The sequence below is a fragment of the Mesorhizobium sp. L2C066B000 genome (assembly GCF_000502335.1).
Classification (GTDB): domain Bacteria; phylum Pseudomonadota; class Alphaproteobacteria; order Rhizobiales; family Rhizobiaceae; genus Mesorhizobium.
The window spans coordinates 183,877-206,272 of the sequence record NZ_AYWZ01000002.1; the positions used below are offsets into that span (position 1 = coordinate 183,877).

At 63.8% G+C, this 22,396-nt stretch carries 20 protein-coding genes and 1 tRNA gene; 6 read left to right on the forward strand and 15 right to left on the reverse strand.

Annotated features, from left to right (window positions below):
* Window position 1: 1 nt before the first annotated feature.
* Together ugpC and X733_RS156250 are read left to right on the forward strand one after the other, a co-directional pair.
* Window positions 2-1,069, forward strand: coding sequence for a sn-glycerol-3-phosphate ABC transporter ATP-binding protein UgpC (ugpC, locus tag X733_RS156255; protein ID WP_023698734.1), 1,068 nt, complete (start codon window positions 2-4; stop codon window positions 1,067-1,069).
* Between the two features lie 48 nt (window positions 1,070-1,117).
* A complete protein-coding gene (locus tag X733_RS156250) occupies window positions 1,118-1,999 on the forward strand; it encodes a MurR/RpiR family transcriptional regulator (RefSeq protein WP_023681445.1) in 882 nt (293 codons plus the stop codon).
* Window positions 2,000-2,002: 3 nt separating this feature from the next.
* On the opposite strand, the gene X733_RS156245 is transcribed toward X733_RS156250, so the two are convergent.
* Together X733_RS156245 and X733_RS156240 are read right to left on the reverse strand one after the other, a co-directional pair.
* Window positions 2,003-2,314 carry a DUF167 family protein gene (locus tag X733_RS156245; RefSeq protein ID WP_023698733.1) on the reverse strand — a complete coding sequence of 104 codons (312 nt, stop codon included), beginning with the start codon at window positions 2,312-2,314 and terminating at the stop codon, window positions 2,003-2,005.
* 13 nt (window positions 2,315-2,327) lie between these two features.
* Window positions 2,328-2,618 (reverse strand): YggT family protein, encoded by a 291-nt coding sequence (locus X733_RS156240; RefSeq protein ID WP_023668602.1) that lies wholly within the window; start codon window positions 2,616-2,618, stop codon window positions 2,328-2,330.
* A gap of 148 nt (window positions 2,619-2,766) precedes the next feature.
* Here X733_RS156240 and X733_RS156235 point away from each other — a divergent pair.
* Window positions 2,767-2,842 (forward strand) — tRNA-Ala (locus X733_RS156235).
* A gap of 101 nt (window positions 2,843-2,943) precedes the next feature.
* Here X733_RS156235 and X733_RS156230 read toward each other — a convergent pair.
* A complete protein-coding gene (locus X733_RS156230) occupies window positions 2,944-4,905 on the reverse strand; it encodes an acyltransferase family protein (protein ID WP_081740621.1) in 1,962 nt (653 codons plus the stop codon).
* 103 nt (window positions 4,906-5,008) lie between these two features.
* Window positions 5,009-5,617: a TetR/AcrR family transcriptional regulator gene (locus X733_RS156225; protein ID WP_023698731.1), complete on the reverse strand. Its 609-nt coding sequence runs from the start codon at window positions 5,615-5,617 to the stop codon at window positions 5,009-5,011.
* A gap of 107 nt (window positions 5,618-5,724) precedes the next feature.
* On the opposite strand from X733_RS156225, the gene X733_RS156220 reads away from it, so the two are divergent.
* From X733_RS156220 to X733_RS156210, 3 genes are all read left to right on the forward strand, one after another.
* Window positions 5,725-6,411 carry a PspA/IM30 family protein gene (locus X733_RS156220; protein WP_023818270.1) on the forward strand — a complete coding sequence of 229 codons (687 nt, stop codon included), beginning with the start codon at window positions 5,725-5,727 and terminating at the stop codon, window positions 6,409-6,411.
* A 111-nt stretch (window positions 6,412-6,522) separates the two neighbouring features.
* Window positions 6,523-6,810, forward strand: coding sequence for a YiaA/YiaB family inner membrane protein (locus X733_RS156215; protein ID WP_023668598.1), 288 nt, complete (start codon window positions 6,523-6,525; stop codon window positions 6,808-6,810).
* Between the two features lie 130 nt (window positions 6,811-6,940).
* Window positions 6,941-10,327: an acyl-[ACP]--phospholipid O-acyltransferase gene (locus X733_RS156210; protein WP_032911029.1), complete on the forward strand. Its 3,387-nt coding sequence runs from the start codon at window positions 6,941-6,943 to the stop codon at window positions 10,325-10,327.
* 48 nt (window positions 10,328-10,375) lie between these two features.
* On the opposite strand, the gene X733_RS156205 is transcribed toward X733_RS156210, so the two are convergent.
* The 11 genes from X733_RS156205 to exbD all read right to left on the reverse strand — a co-directional run bounded on the left by X733_RS156205 (window position 10,376) and on the right by exbD (window position 22,396).
* Window positions 10,376-11,587, reverse strand: a complete 1,212-nt coding sequence (locus X733_RS156205) for a hypothetical protein (RefSeq protein WP_023818272.1) — start codon at window positions 11,585-11,587, stop codon at window positions 10,376-10,378.
* 49 nt (window positions 11,588-11,636) lie between these two features.
* The gene (locus X733_RS156200) at window positions 11,637-12,587 is read right to left on the reverse strand and encodes a hypothetical protein (protein WP_027050529.1); all 951 of its coding nucleotides are present in this window, start codon (window positions 12,585-12,587) and stop codon (window positions 11,637-11,639) included.
* Window positions 12,588-12,715: 128 nt separating this feature from the next.
* The gene (locus X733_RS156195; protein ID WP_023818273.1) at window positions 12,716-14,497 is read right to left on the reverse strand and encodes an ABC transporter ATP-binding protein; all 1,782 of its coding nucleotides are present in this window, start codon (window positions 14,495-14,497) and stop codon (window positions 12,716-12,718) included.
* 187 nt (window positions 14,498-14,684) lie between these two features.
* Window positions 14,685-15,629, reverse strand: a complete 945-nt coding sequence (locus X733_RS156190; RefSeq protein ID WP_023818274.1) for an acetamidase/formamidase family protein — start codon at window positions 15,627-15,629, stop codon at window positions 14,685-14,687.
* Window positions 15,619-17,262, reverse strand: a complete 1,644-nt coding sequence (locus X733_RS156185; protein ID WP_023818275.1) for an ABC transporter substrate-binding protein — start codon at window positions 17,260-17,262, stop codon at window positions 15,619-15,621. The genes X733_RS156190 and X733_RS156185 overlap by 11 nt, the downstream gene beginning before the upstream one ends.
* A gap of 28 nt (window positions 17,263-17,290) precedes the next feature.
* On the reverse strand, window positions 17,291-18,211 hold the full coding sequence (locus X733_RS156180) for an ABC transporter permease (protein WP_023742169.1): 921 nt from the start codon (window positions 18,209-18,211) through the stop codon (window positions 17,291-17,293).
* Window positions 18,212-18,224: 13 nt separating this feature from the next.
* Window positions 18,225-19,127, reverse strand: coding sequence for an ABC transporter permease (locus X733_RS156175; protein ID WP_023668590.1), 903 nt, complete (start codon window positions 19,125-19,127; stop codon window positions 18,225-18,227).
* A complete protein-coding gene (locus X733_RS156170) occupies window positions 19,105-19,719 on the reverse strand; it encodes an ANTAR domain-containing protein (RefSeq protein WP_023668589.1) in 615 nt (204 codons plus the stop codon). The genes X733_RS156175 and X733_RS156170 overlap by 23 nt, the downstream gene beginning before the upstream one ends.
* Window positions 19,716-20,810 (reverse strand): transporter substrate-binding protein, encoded by a 1,095-nt coding sequence (locus tag X733_RS156165; protein ID WP_023818276.1) that lies wholly within the window; start codon window positions 20,808-20,810, stop codon window positions 19,716-19,718. Before X733_RS156165 ends, X733_RS156170 begins: the two co-directional genes overlap by 4 nt.
* 171 nt (window positions 20,811-20,981) lie before the next feature.
* Complete coding sequence (locus tag X733_RS156160; protein ID WP_023818277.1) at window positions 20,982-21,941, reverse strand: energy transducer TonB; 960 nt, start codon at window positions 21,939-21,941, stop codon at window positions 20,982-20,984.
* A complete protein-coding gene (gene exbD, locus X733_RS156155; RefSeq protein WP_023818278.1) occupies window positions 21,938-22,396 on the reverse strand; it encodes a TonB system transport protein ExbD in 459 nt (152 codons plus the stop codon). Before exbD ends, X733_RS156160 begins: the two co-directional genes overlap by 4 nt.

The window sequence follows — 22,396 nt, forward strand, 5'->3', positions numbered from 1 at the left end:
CATGACCGATGTCGAGTTCCGTGACCTGTCGAAATCCTTCGGACGCCACAAGATCCTCGAAAACATCAGCCTCGACATCAAGAGCGGCGAGTTCGTCGTGCTGGTCGGCCCTTCCGGCTGCGGCAAGTCGACCTTGCTGCGCATGCTGGCCGGGCTGGAGCCGATCACCGCAGGCGACCTCTTGATCGGCGGCGTGCGCGCCAACGATTTGCCGCCACAGCAGCGTAACATCGCGATGGTCTTCCAGTCCTATGCGCTGTTTCCGCACCTGAAAGCGGCCGACAACATCGGCTTTGGCCCAAAGATCCGCGGCGAAAGCCGCACGGCAATCGACGCCAAGGTGAAAAAGGCCTCTGGCGTCCTCAACCTGTTCTCCTATCTCGACCGCTATCCCCGGGAACTGTCGGGCGGCCAGCGCCAGCGCGTCGCAATGGGCCGCGCCATCGTGCGCGAACCCTCGGTGTTCCTGTTCGACGAGCCGCTCAGCAATCTCGACGCGCAACTGCGCGTGCAGATGCGCACCGAGATCAAGGCGCTGCACCAGCGGCTGAAATCGACCATCGTCTATGTCACCCACGACCAGATCGAGGCCATGACCATGGCCGACCGCATCGTGGTGATGGACCGCGGCAAGATCCAGCAGGTCGGCGCACCGCTGGAACTCTACGACCGTCCCGCCAACAAATTCGTCGCCTCCTTCATCGGCTCGCCGTCGATGAGTTTTGTCTCCGGCGCCCTGAAGACGACGCCCGAGAAAAGCTGGTTCGAATCGGCCGGCGGAGGGCGACTGGCGCTCGGCAGCAAGACGGTGCCGGCTGGCAGCACGGTCGAGGCCGGCATACGGCCCGAACACTTCGTCATCGGCGAGGCTGTCGACGCGATGGCGATCAAGGTCGATGTCGTCGAGCCGACCGGCTCGGAAACCCATGTCTATGGTGCGATCGGTGCCGACACGGTGCGCGCCGTGTTCCGCGACCGGATCCAGGTCAAGCCGGGTGAACTGCTGCCGGTCTCGGTAGCGCCGGGCAACATCCATCTGTTCGACACGGCGACAGGCCTGCCGCTATGAGCGCCGGCATGAAAACGAAAATACCACGATGAAGACGACAACCCAGAAATGAAAACGCCGGCCGACATCATCACGCGCCTGCAGCTGATGTCGCAGGACGGCACCAAATCGGACCGCCGCCTGGCCGGTCTCGTGCTCACAGATCTCGACTTTGCCTCCAAGGCGGCAATCTCGGAAATTGCCGCGCGCGTCGGCGTCAGCGAGCCGACGGTCACCCGTTTCTGCCGCAATCTCGGCTGCGAGGGTCTGCGCGATTTCAAATTCTACCTGGCGCAGGCGATCGCCATTGGCGGCCAGTATCTATCGCCCGAACCGCTGAACCGGGACGCGCGCGAGCAGCGCATTGCGTCGGCCATCACCGAAGCGGCAATCGCCGCCATCCAGCGCGCCAGCGAAAACCTCGACATGAAGACGCTGGTGGGCGTGGCCGCGCGCATCGTCAGTTCGGGCAATGTGCTGTGCATCGGCTCCGGCGGCATTTCCTCGATGATGGCGACCGAGATGCAGAACCGGCTGTTTAGGCTCGGCGTGCCGGTGCTGGCGCAGATCGACGGGCAATTGCAGCGCATGTATGCCGCGGTCGCCACATCGGAGACGACGCTGATCGCGTTCTCGGTGTCCGGCTATGCGCGCTCGGTGATCGACGCCGTGCAGGTGGCCCAGCAATATGGCGCCACCACCATCGCCGTAACCCCGCCGGAATCAGCGCTGGCCAAGGCCGCCGATACCGTCATCCAGTTCCAGTCGCTGGAGGACGGCAACATCTACAAGCCGACCTCGTCGCGCTATGCGCTGCTTTCGATCGTCGACATGATCGTCACCTCGGTGGCCGAGACGCGCGGACCAAGGGTTCTGGAAAACCTGCGCCGCATCAAGCAGAGCGTGAACACGCTGAAGGTCGACGATCCAAAGTTGCCGCTGGGGGATTGAGGACTAACGGCCGAGCGCTTTGATGCTCGTCACCAGCGCCGCCGGATCGCCATTCACGCGTAGCGTCTTCAAGCGAGCGGTAGCGCCAGCAACGACCGACACCGCCGATGCGGGAACTCCCAGCGCCTTGGCGACAAGTCTTTGCAATGCTTGATTGGCCGCGCCATTCTCCGGCACGGCGCGCACGCGCGCCTTCAAATGGCTGCGCCCGTCGGCCATCGTCTCCACGCCTCCGAGCCTGTCCACGGAAGACTTCGGCGTCAGCCGGATAAACAGGTCGATGCCGTCGGCGCGCAAGCGGAATGGCGCGCTCATGCCGCCGTCAGGTTCACAGGACCAGCGGCGCTATCGTGGTGAGAATGAGCTGCCTGAGAAAGAACAGGAGCAGAAGCAGGATGATCGGCGAGATGTCGACGCCGCCAAGGTCGGGCATGAACCGACGGATTGGACGCAGCGCCGGCTCGGTCAGCCGGTAGAGCATGTTGCCGATGCTGCCGACGAACTGATTGCGCGAGTTGACGACGTTGAACGCATAGAGCCAGGAAAAGATCGCCGAGGCGATGATGACCCACCAGTACAGGTCCAGCGCCATGACGATTGTTTGAATGAGGGCGAGCATGCCGGTCTCCGATTGTTGCCGACATGTAGCCATTGAGCGCGAAACCGGCAAGGGCCGGTCGCCTACAAGCATCGGGCACAAGGGATTTCGGCAAAACCCCGCCTTGACAGGAAACCGCAGCCTTCGATAAATGCGCCATCCGCTGGACGGGGCTGTAGCTCAGCTGGGAGAGCGCGTCGTTCGCAATGACGAGGTCAGGAGTTCGATCCTCCTCAGCTCCACCAGCGGAATTTCCATTTCTTTGCTCGTCCCGAAAAATATCTGGACTCTGTGCCTGCTGGAGCAACTTGGGAAAGCGCGAGGCCCTTTCGCTTTGGGAATCGCATCACAGGCCGAGCCTGGGGGCGAGATAAGGCGCGAGCGCAAGCGAATAGGTGGCCGTCAAATGACCGGTGTCGCGCCAGACGATCATATTGCCGACGACCGCCGGGCATAGTTCCGGTCCGCACAAAGCGTCAGTCATATCGACGACGCGCACGTTTTTCTGACCCTCCGCGGCAAGCGCCAACAGGTTGTTGAGCTCGGCGTCGCTTCTTTTGGTGGAGCATTTTGCGGGCGTGGCGCTCAGGCAATCGCCGGGTTCGAATCGCATCAAGGGCGTGTTGCGGATGACGATGATCTGCGAACCTGCCTCGGTCAGTTCGCTCCAGACATTGCGCAGCCCCTCGATCATCAGGTCATCCGGAACCGATCCGGCGTTGGACTGGCTGGTGATGACGGCGAGCGGCCTGAGCTTTAAAACCTCAGCCAGCACTTTCTCCCTCCACTCGTAGCAAGATGGATACGGTTTGCCGTCCGACTTGGTAGGCGCACGCGCGAATGCGCAGGCGGATTTCGAGAAAGAAACCAGTTTGAATTTGCGGTCCCTGGCGATCTTGTTCAAGGCTGGACCCCATTGGGCAGCGTGGGAATCGCCAACGAGGACGATGGTTTTCGTGCCGGCAGGGTCGCCCAGCACACATCCCACCGGTTTCGCTCCTTTCAAGTTTTGCTGACATCCCGCCGAGAATAAACCCGACACGTCCCGCCTTAGCCGGGCCAGCGGCGGCAGGAGGTCCACATCGTCCGGAATCGTCGCGCCGGTCAGCAAGGCGGCAGGCCCGGGGTAGGCAGCTGTGCCGATCAGCGTAATGTCGGTGGGTTGCGTCGTCACGAAATGCAGAAGCCCCGCGGATGCCGCCACGCATGCCAGCACCGCGATGGTGCCATATCCCAGCGGCTTCCACCAGGCACCCCGGGATTGCCGGCAGGGTTGTTCGACATAGCGATAAGACAGGTCCGACAGGACCACAGTCACCGCAATCAGGCCGGCACCACTGGCAAAGGTCAGCGAAAAGCCCTGTCCCAGGAAGAATGTGATCAACGGCCAATGCCAGAGATAGATCGAATAGGACCTATCGCCGATGAACCGAAGCGGCCACAAATCGAGCCCACGAAACCGACCGGCTTGGCCTTCGCCAGCCAGGATGATGAGCACGGTGGCCAGGGTTGGCAGCAACGCACTGAGGCCAGGGAACGGTGTCGCCGCTGAAAACAGAAGAGCGGAGGCAAGGATGCCGGCGGTGCCGGCAAGCGCCATCACCCGGCTTGCACCCGCGCCCAGGCGGAACCGGTGCTCGCCAAGCACCAGCAGGCCGCCCAACGCCAATTCCCACAGGCGTGTATGGCTGACGAAATAGGCCTGTGCCGAATCCGTTTTCGTCAGGATGACCGAGGCGGCCAGCGATGCCAGGAAAACGAGCGACAATGTCGTCGCCAAGCATCGTCGCAAGGAGAGATGCCATCGCCGCGCCAGCCAGATCACGCCGATCATGAGCACCGGCCAGACGATGTAGAACTGCTCTTCTATGGAAAGCGACCAGTAATGCTGCACCGGCGTCGGCAGATTGTCGGCGTCGAGATAGCTGACTGCCTCGTGGGCCAGACGCCAGTTCTCGACATAGAGCGCGCTGGCCAGGATCTGGTTGGCCGTTTCCTCCCAGCGCGCCTTGGAAATGAACAGCAGCGTACCGAGCAGCGTCACCAATAGAACCAGGATCGCTGCTGGCAGGAGCCGGCGGATTCGTCGCGAATAGAATTCGATCAGCGAGACGCGACCGTCGCGCAGCGCCATCTGCGCCAGCAGCCCGGTGATCAGATAGCCAGAGATGACGAAAAAGACGTCGACGCCGATATATCCGCCGGGAAGAGCATGGGGCCACAGGTGAAAGACGACGACCAGAGCGACGGCCAGTCCGCGCAACCCTTGTATTTCGGGTCGAAACCGACGGTTCTGATCGATTGTCACCGGGTATCCCCCAACAGTCTCAGCCGGCCTGGATCAACCGGCAGTTCGCGCCACGATCTTCATAAGGGCAGAGTGCCGTGAGGCAAGAGCCGATCGCAGCAGTTCATTCCCTTTCCGTCTCCAGTCCGCTCACCAGCGTGCCGACGAAACCCAGCAGCTCACTTTCGAGATCGGTGGACGCCAGGCCAATGAAACGGTCTTCGAGCGAGATGGCGACGATCCCATGCACGGCGGAGAACAGCGTGCGCGCGCGGGCCAAAAGCTCCGGCGTTGCCGCCGCCGGGAGCAGCGCCGCCAGCGGCTCGACGAGATGCTGGATCAGCACGGCATGTTCGGCCAGATGCCATCCGGGCACCGCCACGCCTGGCGCCATGCGATGCTCGAACAGCGCCTTCCACGCCATGCGATTGTCGCGCGCGAAAGAGAGATAGGCTTTGGCCAGAGCCCTCAGCTTGGCCCTTGGCTCGGCCGCGCCGGTCGCCTCCTGTTCCAACGCCGCCCCAAGTCTTGCCAGCGTGATCGAGTTGACGTGCAGGATGAGCTCGTCCAGGTCGGCGAAGGCGGTGTAGAGCGCGCCCAGCGCGCAGCCGGCATCGGCCGTGATGTCGCGCGCACGCAGACCGGCGAGCCCCGAGGACTGGATGCGCGCTTGCGCGGCCTCGATCAGCCTGCCTTTGAGGTCCTCGCGTTTGGCGTCCCGTTTTGCGGTCATTAACCTTCTCTTATGCGCAATCATGAACACCGTTCATTTTCTCCTTGAACGCCGTTCACAATGTGCTACTTTGCCTCATGAACAACGTTCATAGAGGAGAAACGGAAATGTTGAAACAGTTTTCTGCTCTCGTTCGCGGCCGAAGCTACGAAGCCGCCGAGGCGGTCGTCGACCGCAACGCGCTGATAATCCTGCGCCAGCAGATCCGCGATTGCGCCGACGCTATCGCGGCCGCCCGCCGGGCGGTTGCAATTGCCATCGCCCAGAACGAACAGGAAGTCGCGCAGTACAAGAAGCTTGTCCTCCGCATCGACGATTTGGAGAAGCGCACGATCGCCGCGATCGAGCAGGGACAGAATGAACTGGCCCGCGAAGCCGCCGAAACCATCGCCATGCTGGAAGCCGAACGCGACGCCTCCGCCGAGGCGCAGAAAAGCTTCGGCACCGAGATTGAGCGTCTCAAGCGGATTATCCGCGTCTCCGAAATGCGCCTGCGCGAATTGCAGCGCGGCCAGCGCATCGTTGCCGCGGTCGACTCGACCCAGCGCCTGCGAGAAAGCGCGCCCGGCTCCAGCCTGTCGGCGCTCAGGGACGCCGAGGAGACGCTGCTGCGCCTGCGCACCAGGCAAAAGCAGATCGACGACACCGCGGCCGCCATGGCCGAGATGGAACAGTCGGGCGATCCTGCCGCGGTCTCAGAGAAGCTTGCGGCCGCCGGCTGCGGTGCGCCGCTGAGAAGCAGCGCCGACGCCGTGCTCGAACGGCTCACGAAGACCATGACCAAGCCGGCCTGATCGTACCCGGCCTGATTGTTATCCAGTCTGATTGTATCCAGCCTGATTGTATCCAGCCTGAAACAGACCCACGCCCAACCAACCTAACCTTGAAACGAAAGGACCATATCGATGACCCCGAACACCTATTCCCCCAAGGACTCAAGCGCCTGGAAGACCTTCACCATGGCCAGTTTCGCCGTTGCCGCCACAATGATGGCCGGCGGCATCTACTTCATGGAGGCGAGCTTCGCCGCCAAGGGGTTTTATGCCATGGCCGCCATCATGCTCGTGCACACCTCGATCACCATCACCAAGACACTGCGCGACTCGGAAGAGGCAAGCCGCTTCATCAACCGGCTGGAAGACGCCAAGACCGAGAAGTTGCTGATGGAAGTCAGCCGCAGTAACGAAGTGTAACCGGGTTCCCGCTAAACAAGGCTCAACGCGCAAGACCGCTGATCAATCCAGTCAGGATTTTCACCGGTCTTGCCCAATGGAAGTCGCCGCTATGGAAATCGCCCCGATCAATCGTCCCACAGCTCATCTGATGACATCCAGGCGCTTTGCGCCCTTGTTCTGGACGCAGTTCCTGTCCGCCTTCAACGATAATTTCCTCAAGAACACGCTGGTGTTCCTTATTCTGTTCACGCTGGCGGCGGACCAGGCGGCATCACTGGTCACCTTGGCGGGCGCCGTCTTCATGGCTCCCTTCCTGCTCTTGTCGGCGCTCGGCGGCGAGCTCGCCGACCGCTTCGACAAGGCTCTCATAGCCAAGCGTCTGAAATTCGCCGAGATCGCCGCGGCGGGTGTCTCCGTCGTCGGCATCGCCCTGTCGTCCATTCCCGTGCTGATGACGGCGCTGTTGATGTTCGGCATCATCTCGGCGCTGTTCGGACCGATCAAATACGGAATCCTGCCCGATCACCTCGAACGCAAGGAACTGCCCAAGGCCAACGCCTGGATCGAGTCAGCCACGTTTGCCGCGATTCTCGGCGGCACCATAGCCGGCGGCGTCGTTTCCGCCGATGGTATCGGCGTCGCGGTGTTCGGACCGATCATGATGGCGCTCGCCGTCGGTTGCTGGCTCGTCAGCCGCTATATCCCGTCCACCGGTTCGGCGGCGCCCGACCTTGTCATCGACAAGAACATCTTCCGCTCGACCTGGCGCCAGGTCACCGAATTGCGCACCGACACGCGCATCTGGCGCGCCGGCCTGATGACGTCTTGGTTCTGGCTGATCGGCGCCATCGTGCTCTCGCTCCTGCCGGTCCTGATCAAGGATTCGCTCGGCGGCAACGAAATGGCCGTCACCGTCTACCTCGCCGTGTTCGCCGTCTCGATCGCCATCGGTTCGGCCATCGCCGCCTGGATGTCGCAGGGCCGCATCGTGCTGTTGCCGGCACCGGTCGGCACGGCGCTGCTCGCCCTGTTCGGCCTGCATCTCGCCTGGACCATCTCCGGCATGACGCCGTCGCCCCAGGCGGAAACCCTTGGCGCATTCTTCGCCGGCCCAAACACGATCCGCGTCGCCATCGACCTCGCCGGCATGGCCATTGCAGCCGCTTTCCTGGTGGTGCCGACCTTCGCCGCCGTGCAGGCCTGGTCGCCCGAAGCGCGGCGCGCCCGGGTCGTCGCCGCCGTCAGTATCGTCAATGCCGGCTTCATGACTGGCGGCGGCATCATCATGGCCCTGATCCAGACGAAGGTCTCGACCGGCGGCATCCTGTTCGGCCTCGTCGCGGCCAATGCGATTGCCGCCTGGCTGATGCTGAAATATTTGCCGACGAACCCCTTCCGTGACTTCGTCTCCATCCTGTTCCGCGCTTTCCTGCGCCTCGAAGTCGAGGGCATGCAAAACCTCAAGGCGGCCGGCAAGGCGCCGATCCTGGCGCTCAACCATGTCAGCTTCCTCGACGGTCCGCTCGCCTTGACGCTGACCGATGAGGAACCGGTCTTCGCCATCGACTACACCATTGCCCAGGCTTGGTGGATGAAGCCGTTCATGAAACTTGCCCGCGCTTTGCCGCTCAACCCGGCCAAGCCGATGTCGACCCGCACGCTGATCAAGATCGTGCAGGGCGGCGACCCGCTGGTGATCTTCCCGGAGGGACGCATCACCGTGACCGGCGGCCTGATGAAGGTCTATGACGGCGCCGCCATGGTTGCCGACAAGACCGGCTCGATGGTTGTGCCGGTGCGCATCGACGGGCTGGAGAAGACCTACTTCTCGCGGCTGAGCTCGCAGCATGTGCGCCGCCGCCTGTTCCCGAAGGTCAAGGTGACTATTCTGGAACCGGTCAAGCTCGAGGTGCCGCAGGAGCTGAAGGGCCGCAAGCGCCGCGCCGCGGCGGGTTCCGCGCTCTACCAGGTGATGTCGGATCTCGTTTTCCGCACCCAGGACATAGACAAGACCGTACTGGAAAAGATCATCGAGACGGCGAACGAACGCGGCATGAAACAGCTCGCAGTTCAGGATCCGGTCACCGGTTCTCTCAGCTACAGCAAGCTGCTCACGGCTGCCGCCGTGCTTGGTGAGAAGTTCCAGAACCTTTATGCCGACCAGCAGACGCTGGGCATCATGCTGCCCAACGCCAACGGCTCTTGCGCGACACTGCTCGGCGTCATGTCCGCCGGCAAGGTTCCGGCGATGATGAACTTCACCGCAGGTGCTGCCAATATTCTGTCCGCCTGCAAGGCCGCCGAAGTCCGCACCGTGCTTACCTCCCGCGCGTTCGTCGAACAGGCAAAGCTCGGCGCTGTAGTCGAGGAACTCGGTCGCTCGGTCGACATCGTGTGGCTCGACGATCTCAGAAAGACCATCAGTCTCAAGGATAAGCTGCTCGGCTTGCTGCGCAAGTCGACGCCGCGCGCGAAACGCAAGCCCGGCGATGCGGCGGTGATCTTGTTCACCTCGGGTTCGGAAGGCACGCCGAAGGGCGTCGTTCTGACCCACCGCAACATCCTGGCCAACGCCGCCCAGGCGGCGTCGCGTATCGACTTCCATTCGGGCGACAAGGTGTTCAACGTGCTGCCGATCTTCCACTCCTTCGGCATGACCGCGGGCACGGTGCTGCCGTTGATCTCCGGCGTGCCGGTCTATTTCTACCCCTCGCCGCTGCACTACCGCCTCGTGCCGGAACTGATCTACGGCTCGAACGCGACGATCATCTTCGGCACCGACACCTTCCTCTCCGGCTATGCCCGCACCGCGCACCCCTACGACTTCCGCTCGATACGCTATTGTTTTGCCGGCGCGGAGCCGGTCAAGACAGCGACGCGCATGACCTATATGGAGAAGTTCGGCCTACGCATCCTCGAGGGCTACGGCGTCACCGAGACGGCGCCGGTGATCTCCATCAACACGCCGATGTACAATCGCTCTGGAACCGTCGGCAAGATCATGCCCGGCATGGAATACCGCCTCGATCCGGTCCCCGGCGTCGACGAAGGCGGCCGGCTGTTCGTGCGCGGTCCCAATGTCATGGCCGGTTATCTCCGGGCCGAGAAGCCCGGCGTGCTCGAACCGCTCGAGGACGGCTGGCATGACACGGGCGACGTCGTCGCTATCGACGAGGGTGGCTTCATCACCATTCGCGGCCGCGCCAAGCGCTTCGCCAAGATCGGCGGCGAGATGATCTCGCTGGCTGCTGTCGAAGCGCTGGCCGGCGAATTGTGGAAGGGCTCGCTGTCGGCGGTCGCTACGGTGCCCGACGCCCGCAAGGGCGAAAAGCTGATCCTCATCACCGAGGCATCCGGCGCCACACGAGCGGAATTCCTCGCCTACGCCAAGGCCAACGGCGCCATGGACCTGATGGTCCCGGCCGAAGTGCGGGTGGTCTCAAAGGTACCGGTCCTTGGCTCCGGCAAGCTCGACTTCGCCGCCGTGACAAAAATGGTGCGCGACGAAGAAGCCTCGAAGACCAAGGCCGCCTGACCCGGCTACGGCAACGGGCCGACGCAAGAGCCGGCCCGTTCAGTATGATCAACCCTTCGCCTGCCGCTGCGAAATCAGCATCGCCATGCGCTGGACGGCGCGCAGCTCCATTTCGAGGCCTGGCGATGAGGCAAGCGTCGGCATGTTGAGCGCCACCACGGTCAGCGGATCGAGCGTCGCCAGCAGCACATGGGTCGCCTCATATTTCTCGAACAGCCATGCCAACTGCTCGCGTATGTTCTCGTCCACGGGTGAATCCGGCTGGACATCGGCGAGCGAGCGCACGGGCTCCTGCTCCAGTGCCCGGGCCAGCACCTTGAGGTCGAAATCACCGAGGTCGGCTGCCGGCAGGATCAGCGCGCCGTCGACAAGGATATGGCTCTGCAGGCCGCGCAGGAAGCGCGCCGAATCGGTGAGATCACCCTCGGCCATATGCTTCAGCAACGAGTCGCGGCGCTTCTCCGCGGTGAGGCTGACGCTGTCATTGTAGATGACTGCCAGCAGCGTCGCCGACAGCACGATCACCACGCCCTGCACACTGCCGCGCCAGCCGAGATCGTCGATGCCGCCCAGCGCCAGCCCGGCGAAAACCGAGCTCAGCGTAATCACGGTAAAGGCGCCGATCGTGTCGCGATGGCCGAGGCTCGCGCGTCCAAGGCCGATCGTCAGCCAACACAGGAACAGGATGGCGATGCCGCCAAGCCGAACCGGCACTTCGAACAGGCCGGGCCGGTAGTCGGTGACCATGAACGGAATGATCAACAGCAGCGACAGCGCCATGCGCTCGACCGTGCGGTTTTCGGCCGCCGACAGGCTGTCGCGATCGCGCGTCATCACCAGCCAGCCGATGGCGAGAAAACCTCCGAACTGGAAGGCAAGTAGTACCGCCATCCGCCATGGCTCGGCAAAGCGTTCCGGGATCGGCGCCAGCAGTAGAAACAGCAGGGCGCCGCCGGCGGCAAAGAACTTTAGCGCAAACGGCGCATGCCGGCGCAACAGCCCCTCGGTCAGCAGCAGTGCGGCCAGCGGCAGCAGGCCCGCCGCCGCGATGGTGACGAAGCGGAAGAGTGCGAGGCCGGTAGTCCAGTCGAGGATGCGGCAGGCGAGCAGAACCGTCAGCACCCGCAAACCGAACAGAAAACGCCGCGACAGCGGATCGCCCGTGTCGCGCCCGCCGACGACCGATATCACGATCAGCAGCCCGAACAGCGCCGCCAGCGAGGTGATGGTGTCGGCCACGAGCGTGTCGTCGAGGTTCATCGGTCAGCGCCCATCAGCTCACACCCAGGCATCATCACGGATGAAGCCATCAGCGTGTCCATGGTCTCAGCACATTCCATTGGCGGCTGCTATCCGCCCAGTGTACCACCGGCAAAACCAGCCGCTGCAGCGTGGCCGCCGCACCTGCTACCGCAAGGGCGGCAAGCGAGCCGCGCGGAACCGCGTCGGCGAGATAGGTGCGCGCCGACTGAAAGCTCATCTGTCCGATCTGCAGCACATCATCGCCGCGCGTGTAGTCGAGTTCCTTGCGGCAGAACTCGTTAAAGGTCTCGACGCGGTGCTTGGCCGCCTCGTCGAAGGTCTTCTTCAGATCGTCCGAGCCGCCCGTATAGGCGTTGGTGATGACGAAGCGCTCTTCGTCGAAACCAGCTTCGGGGCCGACACCGAAGACATGGCGATGGCGCGCCATGATCTGCCGCGCCAGAAGCACATGGGTAAGCGAGCGGCGCGCGCCGGCATGCGGTCCTGGGAACACATTGCTGAACGCCTCCGCGACCATGCCGACGACAGCGGGTACCTGGGTGACATTGGAAATCCAGATCGGCCGCAGTTGATTGCGCAAAAACATCAGGAAGCAGGTCAGGCCGTAGAGGATCCAGCTCAGCCCGCGGCTGCGCTCGTCGGGATCGATCATGACCAAACCGAGGTGCAAGACTTCATAGGGCTTGCCGGCGAGCGATATCTCCATCAGCGCCAGCGAGTTGAAGGCGATCGGCTGCCGGTCGCTGCGCCGGTAGACAATGGTGATGATGGAATGTTCCAGCCGGCTGCGGTCGCCGGAAAACACGCCATAGGTCAGGCTGCCGAACTTCAGTGTCTTGGACGCTACCAGCCGCAGATCGCTGCTCAGCTGCTCCAGTTCGGCAGCCTTCATCCAGCGCCCGGGCCGCTCCACGACGCGCGTCTCGTAGTCGGCGGATACGCGCATGCGCACATCCATGAACCGACCCGGCAGCAGCTGCAGAACCGCCTTGAGCACTATTTTTCCCCGTGGCAAGAACGCCGACCGTATAGTGGCCGCCGTCCACCTAAGACGCGGTAAACCCGAGACGGCAGTTCTTGGTTGTACTCAACAAAGTAAAAGAACAGCTGCCAGCCAGTGCGGGCTCAGCTTTCCGCAGCAACCAGATGGCCGCCGCCGACATCGTTCAGCGCCAGCTTCAGCGGCGCCTCCCCGATCCTGCGGGTGGCGCTCGGGATTTCCTGGTCGAGGCGCGCGAAGCGCGTTCTGCGCTGCGCCGGATCGGGCACCGGCACCGCTTCGATCAGCCGCCTCGTATAGGGATGGAGCGGGTTGGAAAACACCTGGTCGCGCGTGCCCATCTCGACGATCTGGCCGAGATACATGACGGCAACGCGGTCGGAAATGTTCTCAACCACCGCCATGTCGTGCGAGATGAAGAGATAGGCGACGCCGAATTCGCGCTGCAATTCCTTCAGGAGATCGAGCACGCGCGCCTGCACCGAGACGTCGAGCGCCGAGACGCTTTCGTCGGCGATGATCAGTTTTGGTCGTAGCGCCAGCGCTCGGGCGACGCAGACGCGCTGGCGCTGGCCACCGGAGAATTCGTGCGGGTAAAGCTCCATCTGGTCGGCCGACAGGCCGACGCGCTCGAACAGCGCCGCGACCCGTTCCCGGCGCTCGTCCTTCGAGGCGATGCCATGGATCACCAGCGGCTCGGCGACGAGCTCGCCGACGCGCATGCGCGGATCGAGCGAAGCGAAGGGATCCTGGAAAATCATCTGGACGTCACGGCGCACCGCCTTGCGTTCGTCGCGGCCAAGACCGGAGAGATTGCGCCCGCCAATGACGATGTCGCCGCTATACGGCGCCAGTCCGGCCAGCGCCTTGGCGGTGGTCGACTTGCCGCAGCCGGATTCGCCGACCAGAGCGAGCGTTTCGTTGGGCGCGATCGAGAAGCTGACGCCCTCGACGGCGTGGACGCGGCGGGTGACCTGGCCAAAGATGCCGCCACGCAGATCGAAGCGGACATGCAGGTCGTTGACCTCGGCGACTTTGGCCGGTTTCAAGACGTCAATCGCATCCCTGGATTTCTGTCGACCGACACCACTGCCGATGCGCGGCACGGCAGCCAGCAGTTCGCGCGTATAGTCGGCCTGCGGGCGGGCAAAAATATCCGATGTCGTGCCTTCTTCGACCATGCGGCCGTCGCGCATGACGATGACCCGGTCGGCCATTTCGGCAACCACGCCCATATCGTGGGTGATCAGGATGACGCTGGTGCCATGCTGGCGCTGCAGGTCGCGCAACAGCTCCAGCACTTCGCCTTGCACGGTGACGTCGAGCGCCGTCGTCGGTTCGTCGGCGATCAGCACGTCGGGCTCGAGCGCCAGCGCCATGGCGATCATCACCCGCTGGCGCATGCCGCCGGAGAGTTCGTGCGGAAACTGCTTTAACCGGCTTTCCGCCTCCGAAATGCGCACCGCCTTCAACGCCTCGATGGCGCGCCGGCGGGCTTGCGCCGACGACAGGCTGGTATGCGCCTCGATTGATTCGGTGAGTTGCCGGCCGATCGACAGAACCGGGTTGAGCGAGGTCATCGGCTCCTGGAAGATCATGGCGATGCGGTCGCCGCGAATGCGCCGCATCTGGCGTTCGTCGAGGGTTGCTAGGTCGGTGTCGCCCCGATTCCCATCCCGAAGACGGATCATGCCTGACGATATGCGCGCCGCCGGCTGCGGCAAAAGCTGCATGATCGCCAGCGCGGTCATCGACTTGCCGGAGCCGGATTCGCCGGCAATGCAGAGCGTCTCGCCGCGCGCCAGCGTCAGCGACAGGTTGGAGACGACATCGCGCTCGCCGTCCTCGCCGCGCACGCTGACGCAGAGGCTGGCGATGGAGAGGATGGGGTTGTCGGCGAGGGTCATTGTGGGTGGAGCCCTGCGACGGATTGGTTCCGTCGCACCATTCGCACAAACCTTGGCGCTGACCCCCACCCGGACCTCCGGTCCGACCTCCCCACAAGGGGGAGGTAGGGTGGCAGCGCTTTACCCTCCCCCTTGTGGGGAGGGTCGCTGCGAAGCAGCGGGGTGGGGGTGCAGCGCCGACCTGACATCATTCAAACACGCAACGCGGAAAATAGAACGACACCACCCAGTTCGGCATGTCGACGATCTCGCTGATGCGCAGATCACCACACACCGAGGCCAGCATATAGGCCTCGACCGGATCGATCTGGTAACGCCCAGCGAGCAGATCGACCATCTGCGCCACCGCCTCCTTCGCGCCCGCCATCAGATCCGGCCCAATCCCCGTCGTCACCTCGTAACCCTTGGCGTCGAGATGGCTCGTCACCGGGCCCGGCGTGGTGAAGCGCGGCGTCTTCAGCCTGGCGTCCTTGACAAGGTCGAGCTTGAGCACGACGTCCATCGGGCTCTCGATCGCCGTGCCGCAGACCTCGCCATCGCCTTGTGCGGCGTGCGTATCGCCGACCGAGAACAGCGCGCCGGCCACCTCAACCGGCAGATAGAGCGTCGTGCCGGCAGCGAGATCGCGGATGTCGAGATTGCCGCCGACCCGCCGTGGCGGCACCACCGAGTGAAGCCCCATCTCAGCCGGCGCATTGCCGATGGTGCCGGCGAACGGCTTCAGTGGCACGCGCGCGTTTTTCCCGAACAGCGCCGGTTCGAGCGCGGCTGCATCGTATTTCCAGATGTTCAGCGCCGGTTCCGTGAAGTCATCGGCGAGCAGGCCGAAACCGGGAATGTTCGCCGTCCAACCGAAGCCGGACGGTTTGAACATCTCGATCGTCACCTTGAGCGCGTCACCCGGCTCGGCGCCCTCGACGAAGATCGGCCCGGTCACCGGGTTGACCCCGGCGAAGTCGAGCTTGACGATTTCGGCGACCGTGCTGTCGGCGTTCAGCTGGCCGCCGGCGGCATCGAGGCACTGGAACTCGATGGTCGCGCCGGGCGCCACCCGCTCGGCCGGGGCAAAGGAATTGTCCCAGCCGAAATGGTGATGGCGCCCATGGATGGTGTAGTCGCAGCTATTGCACATCTTTTACGTACACATTGTCATAGTTGATCGGGATATGGACCGGGTCGACATAGAGGTTGTCGGCGCCGCCCATTCGGGCGGATTTCATGGTGAAGCGCTGTTCGTTGAAGACCGGCGCCCAGGGCGCGTCTTCCATCACCTTGTCGTAGATGGCGCTCCACATCTTGTCGCGTTCGCCGGCCTTTGCCGGGTCGACCACAGAATCCGCCTCGGCCGCCTTGGCGTCGAGGTCCTTATTGCAGTACCACGACCAGTTCCAGCCGCCCGGCACCGCGCCGGCGCAGCCGAGGATCGGGCCGTAGAAATTCGACGGATCGGGGAAGTCGGCGATCCAGGCCATGCCGCCCGACCAGATCATCGGCGCGCCGGCCTTGTCACCGCCGGCGGCGATGACATTGGCCTGCGCCAGCGACTGGATGCTGGCCTTGATGCCGATGGCCGCCAGGTCCTGCTGGATCGCCTGGGCAATGCGCGGGTTGGGATCGGTGTTCATGGCGAACAGCTGCGTGTCGAAACCATCGGGATGACCGGCCTCGGCCAGCAGCGCCTTGGCCTTGGCTACGTCATAGGGATAACCTTTGTATTCCTTGTCGTAGCCCGGCATCGACGGTGGCAGCGGCTGGTTGGCCGGCACGGCGCGGCCGTTGATGATCTGGATGATGCGCGCCTTGTTGAGCGCCATGTTGACGGCCTGACGCACCTTCACATTGTCGAACGGCGCCATGGTGGTGTTCATGGTGACGTAGCCGGTGTGCAGCTGACCGCCTTCGACGACACGCGCCTTCTGCTCGGGATCGGCCATCACCTCCTGGAACTTGGCCGGCGGAATGCCGTCGCCGGGCACATCGATCTCGCCCTTCTGCAAGCGCAGCAGCGCCACGATCGGCTCTTGGCCGATCTCGAAGGTGATCTTGTCGAGATGCGGCAGGCCCTTGTGCCAATAGTCCGCATTGCGCTCGAAGACGATGCGCTGTCCCAGCGTCCACTCGGCGAGCTTGAAGGCGCCGGTGCCCACCGGATGCTTGCCGAAATCGGCGCCATATTTCTCGACCACTTCCTTCGGCACGACATGGGCGAAGTTGATGGCCATGACATGCAGGAAGGTGGCGTCGGGCCGGGTCAGTTCGAACTTGACCGTGTAGGGGTCGACGACAGTGACGCCGGACAGGCCTTCGGCCTTGCCGGCTGCGACATCGTCATAGCCCTTGATCGAGCCGAAGAAGCCGGCGCCGGGGCTCTGCGTCTTCGGATTGGTGACGCGGTCGAGCGAATATTTCACGTCGTCGGCCGTCATCTCGCGGCCATTGTGGAATTTCACGCCATGGCGCAGCTTGAAGGTGAAGGTCTGGCCGTCGGGCGAAATCTCGTAGCTTTCGGCGAGGTCGGGCTTCAAATTGGTGGTGCCCGGCTCGTAATCCATCAGCCCATCGAACAGGCTCTTGATCATCGACCAGTTCTGCCAGTCATAGCCGATCGCCGGATCGAGGGTCGCAACATCGTCCTTGTAGGTGATGGTGATGGCGCCGCCTTGCTTGGCGTTGGGATCGACCGTGTCTTCGGCGCGGACGCTTGTCATGCCGAGCATGAGGGCCAAGGCGGATGCCGCGACTGTGGATGCGAGAAACTTTTTCATTGTTGTGTTCCCTTTCTCTGTTTCATTTTCATCTGAGCTTGATGCGGGGATCGATGAACGGCGCGATGATGTCGGCGAGCAGATTGCCGAGCACGATGGCGAAGGCCGAGACCAGCGTGACGCCCATGATGATCGGAATGTCGACGCGCTGGATCGCCTGCCACGCCAGCTGACCGATACCCGGCCAGCCGAACACGCTTTCGACGACGACGATGCCGCCCATGAAGATGCCGATGTCGATGCCGATCATGGCGATGACCGGCAGGATGGCGTTGGGCAAGGCATGGCGGAATATGATGGCGCTGCGCGCCAGGCCCTTGGCCCGCGCCGTGCGGACATAATCCTGGCGCAGGACGTCTATCATCGACGAGCGCATCATGCGCGCATACCAGCCGGCGCCGAGTACGCCCATGGTCAACGACGGCAGCACCAGATGGCGCCATGTGCCGTAGCCGCCGATCGGAAACCAGCTTAGCCGCACGGCAAAGACGTAGAGCAGCAACAAGCCGACGACGAATTGCGGCGCCGAGACGCCGACGAAGGAGGCCACCATCAGGGTCTGGTCGGTGGCGGTGCCGCGCTTGACGGCGGCGATCAGGCCCATGGAGAGCCCGATCAGCAGTTCGCACAGGATGGCGCCTACCATCAAAAGCAGGCTGGCCGGCAGCCGCGAGACGATGAGCTCGGTGACCTCGGAGCGCTGTATGTAGGAGCGGCCGAGATCGCCGCTGACGAGCTTCGTCAGGTAGTGCCAATACTGGACCACGAAAGGCTGGTCGAGGCCGAGTTGCTGGCGGATGTTTTCCACCGTCTGCGGCGTAGCACTGCGGCCGGCGATCTGCCGCACCGGGTCGGCCGGCAAGAGGTAGAGCAGCGCAAAGGTGATCAGGGAGACGCCAAGCAGGATGAGCAGCGACTGGATCAGCCGGCGGCCGAGATAGGCGATCATGACCGGCCCCCCATTATTCCCGGCCCCTTTGCGTCGGATCGAGGATGTCGCGCAATGCGTCGCCGATCAGGTTGAAGGCCAGCGCCAACGCCAGGATTGCGGCGCCGGGGAAGAACACCAGCCAGGGGGCGGCCTGGAAATAGGTCTGGTTCTCGAAAATGATGTTGCCCCACGACGCGGTCGGCGGCTGCACACCGATGCCGAGGAAGGAAAGCGTCGCCTCGAGCAGAACCGTGGTCGAGATGCCGAGCGTGCCCCAGACGATGATGGTCGGCAGCAGATGCGGCAGGATGTGGCGAAATAGGATGCGCGGCGCACTCGCCCCGATGCTGCGCTCGGCATCGATGAACTCGCGTTCGGCCAGCGACGATGTCTCGGTGTAGATGACACGCGCCGTCTGCACCCAGTTGACCAGCGCGATGACCATGGCGACGATCCACAGGCTGGGCTGAAACACTGCCGCCAGGCAGATGGCGAGCAGCAGCGCCGGGAACGCCATCATCAGATCGGTGAAGCGCATCAGCGCGCTGCCGATCCAGCCGCGGAAATAGCCTGCGGTGACGCCCACCAAAGTGCCGATCAAAAGCGCCACGCCATTGGCGACGATGCCGATGATGAGCGAGGTGCGGGCGCCGTAGAGGATGCGGGTCAAGAGGTCACGTCCGAGCAGGTCGGTGCCGAGCCAGTACTGGGCGCTGGGCGGCAGCGGCGAGCCCTCGATGGTCAGGCCGTCGAACATCTGCTCGTTGGGGTCATAGCCGGTCAGCCGGGGCGCCAGCACAGCGCCGGCAAGGACAATGGCGACGATGACCAGGCCGAGCAGCGCGAGGCGGCGTTTCACCAGCCGGCGCCAGACACCGGCGCGCGGTTTTGCCGGCATGCGCACCGGTAGATCAGGCGCGATGGGACTGGTCATCGCCGCCTTCTTCCCCCGTCGCTTCCTCGCTTGTCATTGCCACGATCCGACGCGCGGCATCCTCGACGCTGATCTGCCAGCTCATCGCCAGCGAACGCAGCTGCGCATAGGCGCGCTCGTCGTCGCTGCCTTTCGACAAGGCCGTCACCGCGCGCACGATGGTCTGGCGCTCGGCGACGCGCTGGCGCAGCGACGCTATCTCGCCGGCTAAATGTTTTCGGGCCTCGAAACTCTGTCTCGCGATCAACAGAGCGCTGTAGACGCCGGCATTGCCGACCGGCTTCAGCAGCTGCGCATCGGCCTTGTGCGACAGCGCCCATTCGATACGCCCCGGCGCCTCGGAACCGATCAGCGCCACCAGCGGCATCGGCGCCTCGCCCGGCTTCCACGGGAATTGCTCGTCGAAACCGAGATCGGCATCGAAGAAGACGAAATCGGCGGCGAGAGCTTCCGGCGGCAATTCCGGCCAGCAGTCGATCGTAGCCAGGCCGATGGCCGACAATTGCCTGGTGATGGCCTGCACCGTCGGATGCGGGCGATGCAGGATGAAAGCCCGCGCGCCGCCGAGATTGGGGATGCGCGTCCGGGTCATGACACCACTCTCAGACGCGGACGGCCGAACGTCTTGGCGGGGTCGTAGCGCGACAGATATGGATCCGGCGCGACCTCATCCTCCTGGCTGACGACCTCGAAGAAGCCATCGGCGATCCGGCCGATGATCACCGGCAGCGTCGCGTGCTGGGAGTGGGCGTCGATGGCGATCGGCCCGAGCCGGGTGGAGAAGCGCCGCTCGGCGAAGGCTTTGGAAAATTCCGCCGGGCCGGCATCAGTGTCGCGCGACAGCACGTCGGCCATCACCTGCACCGAGGCATAGGCGGAGGCCTCGAAGGACGAAGCGAAGGCAGCCGGCCGGGGCGCGAAATAGGGCCCGACCGACAGATGCCCTTTCCCTGTATCGCCGATCGCCGGCAACTCGCCTTCGGTGATGTTGCAGGAGATGACGGGGCAGTTTTCCGGCCTGAATGCCGCATCCTCATCGCCCAGCTCGCGGTAAGCCGCCAGGAAGGCGTAGGATGAGGTGCCGATCAGATTGTTGAGGATGAAGCTCGGCCTCGTCGCCCGGATTTCCGCGATCAGCCGCGACACGTCGGTCTCGCCGATGCGCAGATAGCGCTCGCCCAGCACTTTGCCGCCGGCATCCGCGATCAGGTCGCGCGCCACGCGGTTCATCTCCCAGCCCCAAATGTAGTTCGAGCCGAGCAGGAAGCCGTTGGCGCCGAAACGCGGCACGACATGCGCCATCAGCGGAACCAGATGCTGGTTGGGGCAGGCGTGCATGTAGACGACATGCTCGTTGGCCTCGAACCCTTCATAGGGGCAGGCATACCAGAGCATGCCGCCGGCCTTCTCCAGCACCGGGATGGTTTCCTTGCGGCTCCACGAGGTGACGCAACCGACGACATGGCGCGCGCTGCTGGTCCTGAAAATGTCCTCGCACAAAGTCGCGTAGCGATCGGCATTACTTTGCGGATCGCGCTCGACCGGAACCAGTTCGATGCCATAGCTCCGATCGGCATTGATGTCGGCGATGGCGCGCATGGCGCCCATCCGGCACGCATCGGAGACCAGCTGGTAGCTGCCCGAGCGGGAATACAGGATGCCGATCTCGATACGCCGTTTCAAACCGATCCTCAGAAATGACAATGCCCCGCAGCCAGCGCCGGAGGGCGAGGCATGCGAGGCATATTTGCCGCCCGGCGACCAAGGCCGGTATTTTGCGCTAGCGTATTCGGTCCGGCGGGTCAGTCAAGCGGGAAAGTACGTCGTCATGGGATCGGCCTTGTCCGGCTGCTTCTAGTTCCGCAGCGTGAACATCAAAGGCGCCACGACAGCCGTACCGGCCTTCTCAGGCGGTGGCGCGGGCACCGTCGCACCCTGCAGAAGGCCGAGCGCGGCGCGATCGAGATCGGCGTCCCCCGAAGATCGTGTCAGCCGGACGGAGGTCACCTTGCCCGAAGCGCTGACGACGAAGGTCACATTTGCGGTACCCACGGCGCGCCGCGACCTTGCCGCGCTCGGGTAGCGCTTGTGCAGATTGATCCATCCGATCAGCTGGGAGTTCCATTTGCTTGCACTGACTGATGATCCACTCGATTGCGAAGCCTTCGGCGCCGACGCCTTCGCCACTGCCTTTTGATCGACACTGGCGGTCACGACCGCTTTCGCCGGCGCGGCCTTTTCCTTCTTCTCTTTCTTCTGTTTCGGCTTGGGTTTTTCGGCAGCCTTCTTCGCCTTCTCGATCGGCTTGGTCTCCGCCGGCTTGGTCTCCACCGGCTTGGTCTGGGGCGGCGGAATGACCACATCCGGCGCTATGGTCGGGACGATGTCGGGCACCACCTCATCCAGCGGCGGCGATTGATCGGGCTGCTCGGCCGCTGCCGTCTCGATCGGAGCGGCGGGTTGAACCGCTTCCGTCTTCTCGGTGACCGGCTCTGGCTGACCGGGCTCGGGCTCCACGACGGGCTTGAGTTCGGCACCCGCCTCCTCGATCTGGTTCGGCGGCTCGGGCGTCACCACGTCGGCCATCGAGTCCTCCTGCACCGCTGGCGCCACCATCATCGGCGACAGCTCGATAGTCACAGCCGGCGGCGGGCCGCCATCGGCCATGTTGGCCAGGCTGAAGCTCTGGACGGCATAGACGATCGCGACATGCGCGCCGACAATGACAATGGCCGCAGCCGCCCACAAGCCAATTTCGCGCACGCCGGCGCGCGGCGGGTCGGCCGCGGGGGCGGCGGCGGCCAGTTGCGTCACGGGGCGGCGCCTGGTTGCGGCGGGGATGCGTCCGCTGGCACCGTCTCCAGCCCGACCAGCGCGATCTTCAGATAACCGGCGCCGCGCAGCAGGTTCATCACCTCCATCAACTCGCCATAGCCGACCGCCTTGTCGGCACGCAGGAAGATGCGGGTCTGCTTATCGCCCTTGGTTCTGCCGTCGAGCACGGAGGCAAAAGCCTGGCGCGGCACGCTGTCATTGCCGATCGCGAGCGTCAGATCGTCCTTCAGCGTCAGGAACAGCGGCGTTTCCGGCCGCGGCGCCGGTGTCGCGGTCGAACCCGGCAGATCTACATTGACGTCGACTGTCGCCAACGGGGCAGCGACCATGAAGATGATCAGCAGCACCAGGATGACGTCGATGAACGGCGTCACGTTGATCTCGTGGCTTTCCTCGAGATCGCCGTCGACAGTCTCGCGAATTCTAGCCGCCAT